Origin of the sequence: Sphingomonas pseudosanguinis, assembly GCF_014196255.1 — a bacterium.
In the GTDB taxonomy this organism is placed as follows: domain Bacteria; phylum Pseudomonadota; class Alphaproteobacteria; order Sphingomonadales; family Sphingomonadaceae; genus Sphingomonas; species Sphingomonas pseudosanguinis.
The window spans coordinates 73,479-85,872 of the sequence record NZ_JACIDH010000011.1; the positions used below are offsets into that span (position 1 = coordinate 73,479).

15 protein-coding genes are annotated in these 12,394 nt (G+C 66.3%); 13 read left to right on the forward strand and 2 right to left on the reverse strand.

The features are described 5' to 3' along the window. Positions 1-66 precede the first annotated feature (66 nt). Together thiS and GGR48_RS12345 are read left to right on the forward strand one after the other, a co-directional pair. Positions 67-1,077 (forward strand): sulfur carrier protein ThiS, encoded by a 1,011-nt coding sequence (gene thiS, locus GGR48_RS12340; RefSeq protein ID WP_183952186.1) that lies wholly within the window; start codon positions 67-69, stop codon positions 1,075-1,077. A gap of 90 nt (positions 1,078-1,167) precedes the next feature. Next, complete coding sequence (locus GGR48_RS12345; RefSeq protein ID WP_183952187.1) at positions 1,168-1,350, forward strand: CsbD family protein; 183 nt, start codon at positions 1,168-1,170, stop codon at positions 1,348-1,350. 227 nt (positions 1,351-1,577) lie between these two features. Here the strand turns inward: GGR48_RS12345 and GGR48_RS12350 are convergent, their stop codons facing one another. After that, positions 1,578-3,227 carry a thiamine pyrophosphate-binding protein gene (locus tag GGR48_RS12350; protein WP_183952188.1) on the reverse strand — a complete coding sequence of 550 codons (1,650 nt, stop codon included), beginning with the start codon at positions 3,225-3,227 and terminating at the stop codon, positions 1,578-1,580. A 146-nt stretch (positions 3,228-3,373) separates the two neighbouring features. On the opposite strand from GGR48_RS12350, the gene GGR48_RS12355 reads away from it, so the two are divergent. The 6 genes from GGR48_RS12355 (at position 3,374) to leuD (ending at position 8,860) form a co-directional block, all read left to right on the forward strand. Then, positions 3,374-4,075, forward strand: a complete 702-nt coding sequence (locus GGR48_RS12355) for a CoA transferase subunit A (RefSeq protein ID WP_183952189.1) — start codon at positions 3,374-3,376, stop codon at positions 4,073-4,075. Positions 4,076-4,270: 195 nt separating this feature from the next. Further along, positions 4,271-5,125, forward strand: coding sequence for an HAD family acid phosphatase (locus tag GGR48_RS12360; RefSeq protein WP_183952190.1), 855 nt, complete (start codon positions 4,271-4,273; stop codon positions 5,123-5,125). A gap of 2 nt (positions 5,126-5,127) precedes the next feature. Next, the gene (locus GGR48_RS12365; protein ID WP_183952191.1) at positions 5,128-5,763 is read left to right on the forward strand and encodes a CoA transferase subunit B; all 636 of its coding nucleotides are present in this window, start codon (positions 5,128-5,130) and stop codon (positions 5,761-5,763) included. Continuing rightward, complete coding sequence (locus tag GGR48_RS12370) at positions 5,763-6,452, forward strand: glutathione S-transferase family protein (RefSeq protein WP_183952192.1); 690 nt, start codon at positions 5,763-5,765, stop codon at positions 6,450-6,452. Before GGR48_RS12365 ends, GGR48_RS12370 begins: the two co-directional genes overlap by 1 nt. Positions 6,453-6,625: 173 nt before the next feature. Continuing rightward, positions 6,626-8,062 carry a 3-isopropylmalate dehydratase large subunit gene (gene leuC / locus GGR48_RS12375; protein WP_183952193.1) on the forward strand — a complete coding sequence of 479 codons (1,437 nt, stop codon included), beginning with the start codon at positions 6,626-6,628 and terminating at the stop codon, positions 8,060-8,062. Positions 8,063-8,248: 186 nt separating this feature from the next. Beyond that, positions 8,249-8,860, forward strand: coding sequence for a 3-isopropylmalate dehydratase small subunit (gene leuD / locus GGR48_RS12380; protein WP_183952194.1), 612 nt, complete (start codon positions 8,249-8,251; stop codon positions 8,858-8,860). Between the two features lie 53 nt (positions 8,861-8,913). Here leuD and GGR48_RS18325 read toward each other — a convergent pair whose 3' ends face one another. Then, positions 8,914-9,048, reverse strand: coding sequence for a hypothetical protein (locus GGR48_RS18325; RefSeq protein ID WP_276208012.1), 135 nt, complete (start codon positions 9,046-9,048; stop codon positions 8,914-8,916). 227 nt (positions 9,049-9,275) lie between these two features. Between GGR48_RS18325 and GGR48_RS12385 the strand changes: the two genes are divergently transcribed. The 5 genes from GGR48_RS12385 to GGR48_RS12405 all read left to right on the forward strand — a co-directional run bounded on the left by GGR48_RS12385 (position 9,276) and on the right by GGR48_RS12405 (position 12,322). Continuing rightward, positions 9,276-9,599 carry a DUF1476 domain-containing protein gene (locus GGR48_RS12385; protein ID WP_183952195.1) on the forward strand — a complete coding sequence of 108 codons (324 nt, stop codon included), beginning with the start codon at positions 9,276-9,278 and terminating at the stop codon, positions 9,597-9,599. Between the two features lies 1 nt (position 9,600). Then, a complete protein-coding gene (locus GGR48_RS12390; RefSeq protein ID WP_183952196.1) occupies positions 9,601-9,849 on the forward strand; it encodes a BolA/IbaG family iron-sulfur metabolism protein in 249 nt (82 codons plus the stop codon). Positions 9,850-9,873: 24 nt separating this feature from the next. Then, positions 9,874-10,197, forward strand: a complete 324-nt coding sequence (grxD, locus tag GGR48_RS12395; protein ID WP_183952197.1) for a Grx4 family monothiol glutaredoxin — start codon at positions 9,874-9,876, stop codon at positions 10,195-10,197. Between the two features lie 155 nt (positions 10,198-10,352). Further along, complete coding sequence (locus GGR48_RS12400) at positions 10,353-10,721, forward strand: BlaI/MecI/CopY family transcriptional regulator (RefSeq protein ID WP_183952198.1); 369 nt, start codon at positions 10,353-10,355, stop codon at positions 10,719-10,721. Continuing rightward, positions 10,718-12,322, forward strand: coding sequence for a M56 family metallopeptidase (locus GGR48_RS12405; RefSeq protein WP_338110512.1), 1,605 nt, complete (start codon positions 10,718-10,720; stop codon positions 12,320-12,322). Before GGR48_RS12400 ends, GGR48_RS12405 begins: the two co-directional genes overlap by 4 nt. Positions 12,323-12,394 lie beyond the last annotated feature (72 nt).

The window sequence follows — 12,394 nt, forward strand, 5'->3', positions numbered from 1 at the left end:
TTCCTTAACCGCATGCCCTATCCCACGTCGAGCGGGCAGCGACACCATGGTGAGTGACGAGAGACTATGCCCCACACCGATGGAACCGTGACGATCACCGTGAATGGCGAACATAAGCGGGTCGCCGCCGGGCTGTCGCTCGCCGACCTGGCCAGCCAGCTGGGGCTGGTGCCCGAAAAGGTGGCGGTCGAGCGTAACCTGGAGGTGGTGCCGCGCTCGACGCTGGCGCAGGTCGAGGTCGAGGATGGCGACGAGATCGAGATCGTCCATTTCGTCGGCGGCGGCGACCATGTCGCGCCCGTCACGGACGACGATTCGTGGGAAGTGGCGGGGCAGCGCTTTCGCTCGCGCCTGATCGTCGGCACCGGCAAGTATAAGGACTTCGCCCAGAATGCGGCGGCGGTCGAGGCGGCGGGGGCGGAGATCGTCACGGTCGCCGTGCGCCGGGTGAACGTGTCGGACCGCAACGCGCCGATGCTGACCGACTTTATCGATCCGAAGAAGATCACCTATCTGCCCAACACGGCGGGCTGCTTCACCGCCGAGGACGCGATCCGCACGCTGCGACTGGCGCGCGAGGCGGGCGGCTGGGAACTGGTCAAGCTGGAGGTGCTGGGCGAGGCCAAGACGCTCTATCCCGACATGTACGAGACGCTGCGCGCGACCGAAATCCTGGCCAAGGAAGGCTTCAAGCCGATGGTCTACTGCGTCGACGATCCCATCGCGGCCAAGCGGCTGGAGGATGTCGGGGCGGTCGCGATCATGCCGCTGGGCGCGCCGATCGGATCGGGGCTGGGCATCCAGAACAAGGTGACGATCCGCCTGATCGTCGAGGGCGCCAAGGTGCCGGTGCTGGTCGATGCGGGTGTGGGCACCGCGTCCGAAGCCGCCGTGGCAATGGAGCTGGGCTGCGACGGCGTGCTGATGAACACCGCGATCGCCGAGGCCAAGGACCCGGTGCTGATGGCGCGCGCGATGAAGGCCGGCGTCGAGGCGGGGCGCATGGCGTACCGCGCCGGCCGTATGGGGATGCGGCGCTATGCCGACCCGTCCAGCCCGCTCGCCGGCCTTATCTGACGTTAATTTCAGGGAACCTCGGGCGTAACGAACCGTTCTTTACCCGAGTGTTCAACGGGATCGGATGATCCCCAGTAAATGGAGGCCGCTATGGGTGAGCTCGTCGACAAGATCAAGGGCAACGTCAACGAACTGGTTGGCAAGGCCAAGGAAAAGATTGGCGAACACAACCACGATGCCGACATGCAGGCCGAGGGCCAGGCCCAGCAGGTCGAAGGCAAGGGTCAGCAGATGAAGGGTTCGGTCAAGGGCGCCCTTGGCGACAACATCTAATCCTGCTAATCGTTATCTGACTAAAGCAATCAGCAACGAACTCGCCGCCCCGGTTATGCCGGGGCGGTTTTCTTTTGTCTGCCGGACATGCGTATCCAAAGGTGATATATTGGTAGCGGTACTATGAACGGCATGTCATTGATTTGGTGTAAAACGCGTTAAACGCTGTGGTTATTGGTTGGTTCGGTCGCGCGCGATCGGGATCGCGGACAGACGGCTGTATCGGATCAGCGCCCTGCGATTCGCGACAGCGTGGTGGCGGGGGTGATCACCTCGATATCAGTCTTCAGATGCAGCAGCCGAACGCCGGTCTCGGCCATGGCGCGGGTGAGGGCGGGGGCGAAGTCCTCGGTCCGCGTGACCGTCTCGCTCCAACAGCCATAGGCACGGGCTAGCGCGGCGAAATCCGGGTTGGCGAGGCGCGTGGCCGCCACGCGACCGGGATATTCGCGCTCCTGGTGCATGCGGATCGTGCCGTAGCCGCCATTGTCGACGACGATCACCAGCATCGATGCGCCATGCTGCACGGCGGTTGCCAGTTCCTGTCCGTTCATCAGGAAACAGCCATCGCCCGCCAGCGCCACCACCACCCGTTCGGGATGGCGAAGGGCGGCGGCGGTGGCGGCGGGAACGCCATAGCCCATCGCGCCGCAGGTCGGGGCGAGCTGGCTTCCCGGCTCGTAACGCCAATAGCGGTGCCACCATCCCGAATAATTGCCCGCGCCGTTGCAGATGATCGTGTCGGCCGGCAGCGCCCCCCGCATCGCGGCGACGCATTGCCCCAGGTCCAGCGTCACGCCATCGCGTGGAGCGGGGTCAGACCAGGCAAGATAGTCGGCATGCGCTTCCACGCCCGATGGATGCGGGTTGGCCGCCTCACTCGCCTGCAATTCCAGCATCCCGACCGCGCGGTGCACGTCGCTGCATAGCGCCAGGTCGGCGCGATAGACGCTGTTCAACTCTTCCGGGTCGGGATGGATGTGGATCAGCGTCTGACCCGGATGATCGGGCGTGACGACGCTATAGCCATCGGTCGTCGCCTCGCCCAACCGCGCGCCGAGCACGATCAGCAGATCGGCCTCGCGCACCCGCTTCACCAGCGCGGGGTTAGGGCCATAGCCCAGATTGCCCGCATAGACCGGGCAACCGGCCGACACCGCATCCTGCCGCCGGAACGCCGAAACCAGCGGAACACCGGCCGCCTCGCCCCATTGCTCGACGGCGGCGACCGTCTCGGCATCCCAATAGGCGCCGCCGATGATCGCGACGGGCCGCGTCGCCTGTTCGATCAAGGTTTGGGCGGCCAGCACATCTTCGATCATCACATCCTGCGCGGGCCGCGCGATCCGGGGGCGCGGCGTGCCCTCCACCATGTCGCACAGCATGTCCTCGGGCAGGGCGAGGACGACCGGCCCCGGCCGCCCGTTCATCGCGGTGGCATAGGCGCGCGCAATATATTCGGGGATGCGCGCGGCGTCGTCGATCCGTGCTGCCCATTTGGCGAGCGGCGCGAACATCGCCTGGAAATCCACTTCCTGAAACGCCTCGCGATCGCGCGTGCTCCGGTCGACATCGCCGATGAACAGGATCATCGGCTGCGAATCCTGTCGCGCGACATGCACGCCGATCGCCGCATTGGTCGCGCCCGGCCCGCGCGTGACGAAGGCGATGCCCGGCCGCCCGCTCAGCTTGCCGTCGGCGCACGCCATGAAGGTCACGCCGCCCTCCTGCCGGCACGTCACCAGATCGATGGCGGGGGTGTCGTGCAGCGCGTCGAGCACCGCCAGGAAACTCTCGCCCGGCACGGTGAAGATGCGGTCGCACCCCTGTTCAAGAAGCGCATCGACAAGCAGGCGTCCGCCGGTTTTCAAGGTCATAGGGGGCAGCCTAACCCCGCTTCGTGATAAAGCGCAAACGCTGGCCCGCGCAAAGCGCAAACGCTGGCCCGCGCAAAGCGCAAACGCTGGGTTGACCCGGCTCCGTGCCTCCGCCTAACGCTTCGGCACATTCAGGGAGGACGCCCATGCAGAAGCTTTATCCCGACGCGGCCGCCGCGCTCGACGGCCTGCTCCATGACGGCATGACGATCTGCGCCGGGGGCTTTGGTCTGTGCGGCATCCCGGAGCGGCTGATCGACGCGATCGAGGCCGCCGGGGTCAAGGACCTGACCATCGCCAGCAACAATGCCGGGATCGACGGCGTGGGGCTCGGCAAGCTGCTCCGTTCGCATCAGGTCAGGAAGATGATCTCGTCCTATGTCGGCGAGAACAAGGAGTTCGAGCGGCAATATCTGTCGGGCGAGCTTGAGGTCGAGTTCTGCCCGCAAGGGACGTTAGCCGAACGTTGCCGGGCAGGGGGCGCAGGAATTCCGGGCTTCTACACGAAGACCGGCGTCGGCACGAAGGTCGCCGAAGGCAAGGAAGTGAAGAGCTTCGACGGGGAGGATTATATCCTCGAACGCGGCATCCGCGCCGACCTGTCGATCATCAAGGGCTGGAAGGCCGACGAGGCCGGCAACCTGATCTTCCGCAAGACCGCGCGCAACTTCAACCAGCCGATGGCGACGGCGGGCCGCATCTGCGTCGCCGAGGTCGAAGAGGTGGTGCCGGTAGGTTCGCTTGATCCCGACCAGATCCATCTGCCGGGGATTTATGTGAAGCGGATGATCGTCGGCGCGCCGTACGAGAAGAAGATCGAGTTCCGTACGGTACGCGAGCGGGCTTGAGTTTCTGGGGGGGCGGGGGATGCGGAGAGCGCTGGCCCTCCCCCCGACCCCCTCCCGCCTGCGGGAGGGGGAGCGTGTTTGGCGGAGGGCATGGCAATGAGAAACTGGCGATTAAAACCGAACGACTGCCCCATATCCTCTCCCCTCCCGCAGGCGGGAGGGGCTGGGGGAGGGCTCACCGGCCTGAGGCTGGGCATGACCCTCGCCGCCGCCTTGACCCTATCCGGCTGCGTCGTCGCCGTTGGCAACAACAGCCCAGCCCCGCCCCCCTCAGCCTCCACCAACCCCAAGCTCGCCGGGATGCAATATCTCTACGGCTCGGCCGAAGCCGACGCGATCTCGCGTCAGGCTTGGAACGCGCTCGTCACCTATGCCGCCGACCGGGTGCGCCGTCCCCAGGCCGACAGCGTCGTGCTGGCGCAGGGTTCGAGCCTCGAAAGCCCCCGCTTCATACCTTGCGCGGGCAAGCGCCCGGCGGCGGTCTTCGACGTCGACGAGACGGTGCTCCAGAATCTCGGCTTCGAGTATGACGATCTGACCGGCCGTTCCGACCGCGACTTCTCCGGCCGTTGGCGTGCCTGGGAGCAGAGCGACGGCCATGCCGTCCTGCCGACGCCCGGCGCGGTGGCGGCCATCGCCGATCTGCGCGCGATGGGCGTGACCGTCATCTTCAACACCAATCGCGACGATCCTGCCGGGGCGGCGCGCGTGATAGATGCGGCCGGGCTGGGCCCGGCGGTGCATGGCGACACGCTGTTCGTGCGCCCCGACACGGGCAGCGGCGACAACAAGGACCCGCGCCGCTGGCAGATCGCCCAGCGCTATTGCGTGATCGCCATGGGCGGCGACCAGTTGGGCGATTTCAGTGAGTTGTTCAACACCTCTGCCACAGTGGCGCAGCGTCGCGCCCGCGCCGACGGCCCGCGCATCGCCGCGCTGTGGGGGCGGGGCTGGTTCGTCTTTCCCAATCCCGTCTATGGCAAGGCGCTGAAGGGCGCGGCCGACGACATCTTTCCCGCCGACCGGCGGTGGCATCCGACAGGAGAGTAACCATGGCCTGGACCCGCGACGAAATGGCCGCCCGTGCCGCCAAGGAGCTGAAGGACGGCTTCTACGTCAATCTTGGCATCGGCATCCCGACACTGGTGGCCAACCATATCCCGCAAGGGGTTGAAGTCACGTTGCAATCCGAAAACGGCATGTTGGGCATCGGGCCGTTTCCCTATGATGACGAGGTCGACCCCGACCTGATCAATGCGGGCAAGCAGACGATCAGCGAATTGCCGCATTCGGTCTATTTCTCGTCCGCCGACAGCTTCGCGATGATCCGGGGCGGCCATATCGACCTGACCGTGCTGGGCGCGATGGAGGTGTCGGAAGGCGGCGACATCGCCAACTGGATGATCCCCGGCAAGATGATCAAGGGCATGGGCGGCGCGATGGACCTGGTCGCGGGCGTCAAGAAGATCATCGTCGTCATGGAGCATAACGCCAAGGACGGCAGCCCCAAGTTCATCCCCGATTGCACCCTGCCGCTGACCGGGCGCAACGTCGTCGACATGATCGTCACCGATCTGGCGGTGTTCCAGCGTCCCGATCACGACAGCGCCTTCCGCCTGATCGAATGTGCGCCCGGCGTCACCGCTGATGAGGTCGCCGCCAAGACGACGGCTAAGTTCGAGCGCTGATGACGTACACCCTCGTCACCGCGAACCGGAATTATTCGAGCTGGTCGCTGCGTCCCTGGCTGCTGATGAAGGCGCTGGGGATCGCGTTCGAGGATCGCGTCGAGCCGTTCGCGGCGGCGGAGAATTACGAGGCGTTCCGCGCCTTCTCGCCGACGGGGCAGGTGCCGGTGCTGTTCGATGGCGAGCGGACGGTGTGGGATTCGCTGGGCATCACGCTTTATCTCGCCGAGCGGAATCCGGGTGTCTGGCCGGAGGATGAGGCGGCGCGCGCTTGGGCGATGTGCGCGGTGGCGGAGATGCATGGCGGCTTCGGCGCGCTGCGGGCCGAGCGGACGATGAATGTCGGCGTGCGGGTGGACGCGAACCCGCCTTCGCCCCGGTTGGAGCGCGATGTCGCGCGGCTGGCGGAATTGTGGAGCGAGGGGCTTTCGCGGTTTGGCGGGCCATGGCTGGCGGGGGAGCGTTTCTCGGCGGTGGACGCCTTTTATGCCCCGGTCGCGTTCCGGGTGCGGACCTATGGCATCGACGTCGGTGCGGCGAGGGCGGCTTGGGTCGAGACGATCCTTGCGCATCCGGCGATGCTGGACTGGGAAGCGCAGGCGCTGGCCGAGACGTGGCGCGATCCGGATCATGAGATCGAACTGGCCGAGTGTGGCGGCGTGACAGCGGACTATCGCGCCCAAGGGTGAGGGCGGGGCGTGGGCTTCGACTTCGCTCAGCCTGAACGGAGGTTGTAGAAGGCAACTCCCTCACGCCGTTCAGCCTGAGCGAAGTCGAAGGCCAAGGGAATCGCCGATCAAAGCGAAATAACATTGCGCAAAGCCTTTGCGTTCCGCACCTTTTCGGATAACAGCGCCCCATCATGGCCCAACGACCCCAGACTCTGTACGAGAAGATCTGGGCCGCGCACGTTGTCGAACGGCGGCCCGATGGCACCTGCCTCATCTATATCGACCGCCACCTCGTGCACGAGGTGACCAGCCCGCAGGCTTTCGAAGGCCTGCGCGCGGCGGGGCGCAAGGTGCGCCGTCCCGAGCTGACGCTGGCGGTGCCCGATCACAACCTGCCGACGACGCCGCGTACCGACGCCAGCGGCCGTCTGCTGCCCATCTCCGATCCGGAGAGTGCGCAGCAGCTGGAGGCGCTTCGCCGCAATACGGCCGAATTCGGCGTCGACTATATCGATGCGACGGCGGCGGCGCAGGGCATCGTCCATGTCGTGGGGCCGGAACAGGGCTTCACCCTGCCGGGCACGACGCTCGTCTGTGGCGACAGCCATACCTCGGCGCATGGCGCGCTGGGCGCGTTGGCCTTCGGTATCGGCACGTCGGAGGTCGAGCATGTGCTGGCGACCCAGACTTTGCTGCTCTCGCCGTCCAAGACGATGGAGGTCCGCGTCGACGGCGTGCTGGGTCACGGCGTGTCGGCCAAGGACGTCGTGCTGGCGATCATCGGCAAGATCGGTGCGGCGGGCGGGACCGGCCATGTCATCGAATTCACCGGCAGCGTCATCCGCAACCTGTCGGTCGAGGGTCGCCTGACCATCGCCAACATGTCGATCGAGGGCGGTGCGCGCGCCGGCCTGATCGCGCCAGACGAGACGACCTTCGCCTATCTGAAGGATCGCCCGATGGCACCCAAGGGTGCGGATTGGGACAAGGCGGTTGCCTGGTGGCGGACGCTGCCGACCGATCCGGGCGCGGTGTACGACAAGGTCGTGACGCTCGATGCCGCCGACATTGCGCCCAACCTGACCTGGGGCACCAGCCCCGAGGATGTGGTGCCGATCACCGGCGTCGTGCCCGACCCCGACAGCTTCGCCGACCCCTCGAAGCGAGAAGCGGCGCGCAAGTCGCTGGATTATATGGGTTTGACCCCCGGCACCGCAATGCAGGACATCAGCGTTCAGCATGTCTTCATCGGCAGCTGCACCAACAGCCGCATCGAGGACCTTCGCGCCGCCGCCGCCGTGGCGCGCGACCGCAAGGTGGCGGACGGGGTGCGTGCGCTGGTCGTCCCCGGCTCGGGACTGGTCAAGCGCCAGGCCGAAGCGGAAGGGCTCGACCGCGTGTTCGTCCGGGCGGGCTTCGAATGGCGCGAGCCGGGCTGCTCGATGTGCCTGGCGATGAACCCCGACAAGGTGCCGCCGGGCGAGCGCTGCGCCTCGACCTCCAATCGCAATTTCGTCGGGCGGCAGGGGCCGGGGGCGCGGACGCATCTCCTGTCACCGGCCATGGCGGCCGCTGCGGCCGTGACCGGGCGCCTTTCCGATGTTAGAACGTTGATGGTCCACGAATAACGTCATGAAAACAGGGAAGTGACGGCATCATGAAGCATGTATTGGTCTTGCTGGTCACCGGTGCGGTGCTCTGCGGTGCGGCGGCCTATGCCGCCGGGGTCGCCTCGAAGCCCGCGACGGCCGAACAACCGCGCTAAGCCTCGCCGCCCGTCGGCATATGGGCGGGGTGGAAGGACAGGAATTGGAATGAACCCGGTTACCACCGTATCCGGCACCGCCTATCCATGGGGTGCCAAGAATATCGACACGGACGTCATCATCCCGGCGCATTGGCTGAAGACGATCACCCGCGCCGGCCTGGGACGCGGCGCGTTCGAGACGGTGCGCGCGCAGCCGGGCAATATCTTCGACGACCCGCGCTATGCCGGCGCGCCGATCCTGATCGCGGGGGACAATTTCGGTTGCGGGTCCAGCCGCGAACATGCCGCCTGGGCCCTGGCGGATATGGGCATCCACGCGGTGATCGCGCCGAGCTTCTCGGACATTTTCTCGGGTAATGCCTTCAAAAACGGCATCGTCCCCGTCGTCCTGCCGCAGGAGGCGATCGACCGCCTGGTCGAAGTGGCGAAGGATCAGCCGATCACCGTCGATCTGGAGACGATGACGGTCACGACGCCGTTCCAGGATCGGTTCTCGTTCGAACTCGATCCGTTTCGGCGCGAATGCCTGATGAACGGCCTCGACGAGATCGGGCTGACGCTGGAGCGGGCCGATGCGATCGGCGGCTATGAGAAGCAATTGGCGGCCGGGCGTCCGTGGGTCGAGGGTCGGACACGATTGGCGGCGAGCCAGGGCTGATTCGATAAGGCGGGACGGCGCGCTGCCGCGAGGCGCCGTTCCGCCGGTTGTGATCAGTTCGCTGCGACGACGACGCCGGCGATGATCGCCCAAAGGGCCAGCGAACCGATCATGCCGTTGACGATCCCCGCCATCGGGGGCGATCGCCGCATATCCTCATGCGGCGGCATGGGCAGAGGGTCACGCATAACGCTCTCTCCTATGTTGGGCGGTTTTTTGGGTCCGACGGGTCGGCCATCCGCCTGCTGTTATGTCACTTACATACGTTTCAATCGCCATCCTGTTCCGATCTCGTTGACGGATCGAAACGAGTGTCGCGTCATACGGCCCCGGGATCGGTTGCGTGCGCGGCGTGCCATGCCTATTTCAGGCCCATGTTAGAATGCCCGTGACAGGGCCGGGGGAAAGCGGATCGATGGACAGTTTTGACGAACGCCGGCGTGGATTTGAGGCCAAGTTCGTGGCCGATCAGGACATGATGTTCCGCATCACGGCGCGCCGCAACCGGCTGGTCGCGCAATGGGCGGCCGAGCGGATGAAGCTGACCCCCGCCGAGACCGACGCCTATGCCAAGGCGGTCGTCCAGGCCGATTTCGAGGAAGCGGGTGACGAGGACGTAATCCGCAAGCTGCTGGGCGATCTGACCGCCGCCGGGATCGATGTCGACGAGGCCGAGGTCCGCCGTGCGCTCGACGAGCAACTGGTCGAGGCGCGCCGCCAGCTGATGGAGAGCCGCTGACATGCCGATGGCCGCCGACGATATCGCCGCGATGATCCGTACCGCCATTCCCGACGCGACGGTGGAGATCACCGATCTGGCCGGTGACGGCGATCATTATGCCGCGCATGTCACCGCCGCGAGCTTTGCGGGGATGAGCCGGGTCGCCCGCACCCGCGCCGTCTATGCCGCGCTCGGGGGACGCATGGGGGGCGAGCTTCACGCCCTGCAACTGACCACCGCGGTGCCCGCGGACGCCGCAAGCGCCTGACACCCTTTCCCAAGGAAGACCGATATGACCGACGACACGAATGCGCGGATCGACGCGCTGGTAAAGGCCAACCCCGTCCTGCTGTTCATGAAGGGCTCGCCCCTGTTCCCGCAATGCGGCTTTTCCAGCCGGGCGGTGGCGATCCTCAACCATCTCGATGTGCCCTTCGAGAGCGTCGACGTGCTGCAGGACCAGGGCATCCGCCAGGGTATCAAGGCCTATTCGGACTGGCCGACCATTCCCCAGCTTTACGTCAAGGGCGAGTTCGTCGGCGGCTCGGACATCATGATGGAGATGTACGAGAGCGGTGAACTGGCCGAGCTGGTGCAGGACGTTAAGACGGCCTGATAGCCGTTTTTGACGATTGAAAAAGAGGGAGGCCGGGTTTCGATCCGGCCTCCTTTTTTATGCCGCCCCTTGCAGGGGAGGAAAGATCCGACCCTATTGACTACGTCTGTAATCAGAATAGGATTACGTCTGTAGTCATAAGGGGAGTCGAGTCGATGGCCGAGCGGATCAGCGATGCCGAGCATGCGGTGATGGAGGTCCTGTGGGAGGATGCGCCGCTCACCGCGCAGGACGTCGCCGAGCGGGTCGATCCCGAACGCGGGTGGAGCACCAACACCGTCAAGACGCTGCTCGGCCGCCTCCTTGCCAAGAACGCCATCGCGCATGAGGAGCAGGGGCGTCGCTATCTCTATCGGCCGCTGGTCGAGCGCGACGATTATGTCGTCGGCGAATCCCGCCGCCTGATCGACCGGCTGTTCGGTGGCCGCCTGACCCCGCTGGTCGCGCATCTGGCGGAGCGCGACGAACTGACCGCACAGGACATTTCGGAAATCGAGGCGCTGCTCAAGGAGCTGAAGGCGTGAGCGGCGCGCAACTGGGCTGGGCGGTGGAGGCGATGATCGCCTCGACGCTGCTGATGGCGCTGGTCTTGCTGGCGCGTCGCCATGTCCGCGAGGCGTTCGGTCCGCAGATCGCCTATGCGCTCTGGGCCTTGCCGCTGCTGCGGCTGATCCTGCCGCCCTTGCCGCGCGGGCTGTCGGAACAGGCGACGCCGCCGCTGGCCGCCGCGAGCGAGCGGTTCGCGACCTATGTCATGGTGCCGGTCGCCGAACAGCTGCCCACGCAACTCGCTGGTCCGAGCATCTGGTCGATGCTGGGGCAGGGCATCGCCTTGTTCTGGATCATCGGCGCGGCCGGGTTCCTGGGCCTCCAACTGTTCCGGCATTGGCGGTTCCGCAGCCGGCTGCTGGCCTCGGCCGAAACGCTAGAGGCGGTGAAGGGCGTGCGGGTCGTCGCCAGCGACGGCGCGCCGGGGCCGCTCGCCTTCGGCATCTGGCACCGTTACGTCGCCTTTCCACGCGATTTCGATGAGCATTATGACGCCGATGAGCGCGATCTGGCGCTGGCGCATGAGCTGGGCCATCATGAGCGTGGTGACCTGATCGCCAACTGGATCGCACTCGCCGTGCTGGCGCTCCACTGGTTCAACCCCGTCGCCTGGCGCGCTTTCCACGCCTTTCGCGCCGATCAGGAGCTGGCCAACGACGCCCGCGTCCTGAAGGGGCGCAGCCGGGCCGACCGGCACGTCTATGCCTGCGCCATCGTAAAGGCCGCGCATGGCCGCGCACTGTCGGGCGCGTGCCATCTCCATACCATCGACGATCTGAAAGGGAGGCTGAAGATGTTGACGACTTCTCCGAAATCGCGTCGCCAACTGGCGGTGGGCGGGGCGACCGTGTCGCTGCTCGTGCTCGGCGGGCTGGGTATCACCGCGTCGGGCACGCCGGCGGCGGCGGCGCTGACCAAGAAGGTCGAGCGGACCATCGGCGTCGACCTGACCAGCAACGCGCCCGTCATGCCGGCCGTCGCCGCGCCCGAAACCGTGCCGGAAGTCCCCGACGTGCCGACCGCCCCGCGTGCGCCCGTCGCGCCGGCCATGACCCGCGATGCGATCGCCGCGACGCCGCCGACCGTTCCGACGCCGCCGCAGGTGGCTCATGCCCCGGTCGCACCGCCGGCCCCGCCCGTGCCACCCCAGACCGTCATCCTGCGCAACGGGAAGACGATGCGGATCGTAGCACCCCACGGTGTGCGGGTCATGTCGATGGCGGACATGCCCAAAATGCCGCCAATGCCCCCGGTCCCGATCGTCCGGTCGGAGGCGTGCGGCACCAAATCGTCGGATACCCGCACGAACATCACCACCATCGACGGCAAGACCCGGCGGCAGGTCACCATCATCTGCACCGACCGTATCGAGCATATGGCACGAAGTGCTGCGCTCTCCGCCGAAGCGGCGACGCGGATGGCCAAGATGAACGCGACCATGGCGCTGGCGAGCATCGACCATGCCCGCGCCTCGATTGCTCGCGATCGCAACCTGTCAGAGGACGCCCGCCGCGATGCGCTGAAAGGCCTGGATCAGGCGACCGCCAATCTGAAGGCAGACATGGCGCGCGATTGAGCTAGGTGCGCACCATCTCCGCGCCTGTCCGAACGGGCGCGGGGCTTGCCTTGAGCGGGGCGCTCGCCCACA

Bases quoted from the DNA above. Each gene is read 5' to 3' on its own strand.
- thiS (WP_183952186.1), top strand. From the start codon at position 67: ATGCCCCACACCGATGGAACCGTGACGATCACCGTGAATGGCGAACAT.
- GGR48_RS12345 (WP_183952187.1), top strand. From the start codon at position 1,168: ATGGGTGAGCTCGTCGACAAGATCAAGGGCAACGTCAACGAACTGGTT.
- GGR48_RS12350 (WP_183952188.1), bottom strand. From the start codon at position 3,227: ATGACCTTGAAAACCGGCGGACGCCTGCTTGTCGATGCGCTTCTTGAA.
- GGR48_RS12355 (WP_183952189.1), top strand. From the start codon at position 3,374: ATGCAGAAGCTTTATCCCGACGCGGCCGCCGCGCTCGACGGCCTGCTC.
- GGR48_RS12360 (WP_183952190.1), top strand. From the start codon at position 4,271: ATGACCCTCGCCGCCGCCTTGACCCTATCCGGCTGCGTCGTCGCCGTT.
- GGR48_RS12365 (WP_183952191.1), top strand. From the start codon at position 5,128: ATGGCCTGGACCCGCGACGAAATGGCCGCCCGTGCCGCCAAGGAGCTG.
- GGR48_RS12370 (WP_183952192.1), top strand. From the start codon at position 5,763: ATGACGTACACCCTCGTCACCGCGAACCGGAATTATTCGAGCTGGTCG.
- leuC (WP_183952193.1), top strand. From the start codon at position 6,626: ATGGCCCAACGACCCCAGACTCTGTACGAGAAGATCTGGGCCGCGCAC.
- leuD (WP_183952194.1), top strand. From the start codon at position 8,249: ATGAACCCGGTTACCACCGTATCCGGCACCGCCTATCCATGGGGTGCC.
- GGR48_RS18325 (WP_276208012.1), bottom strand. From the start codon at position 9,048: ATGCGTGACCCTCTGCCCATGCCGCCGCATGAGGATATGCGGCGATCG.
- GGR48_RS12385 (WP_183952195.1), top strand. From the start codon at position 9,276: ATGGACAGTTTTGACGAACGCCGGCGTGGATTTGAGGCCAAGTTCGTG.
- GGR48_RS12390 (WP_183952196.1), top strand. From the start codon at position 9,601: ATGCCGATGGCCGCCGACGATATCGCCGCGATGATCCGTACCGCCATT.
- grxD (WP_183952197.1), top strand. From the start codon at position 9,874: ATGACCGACGACACGAATGCGCGGATCGACGCGCTGGTAAAGGCCAAC.
- GGR48_RS12400 (WP_183952198.1), top strand. From the start codon at position 10,353: ATGGCCGAGCGGATCAGCGATGCCGAGCATGCGGTGATGGAGGTCCTG.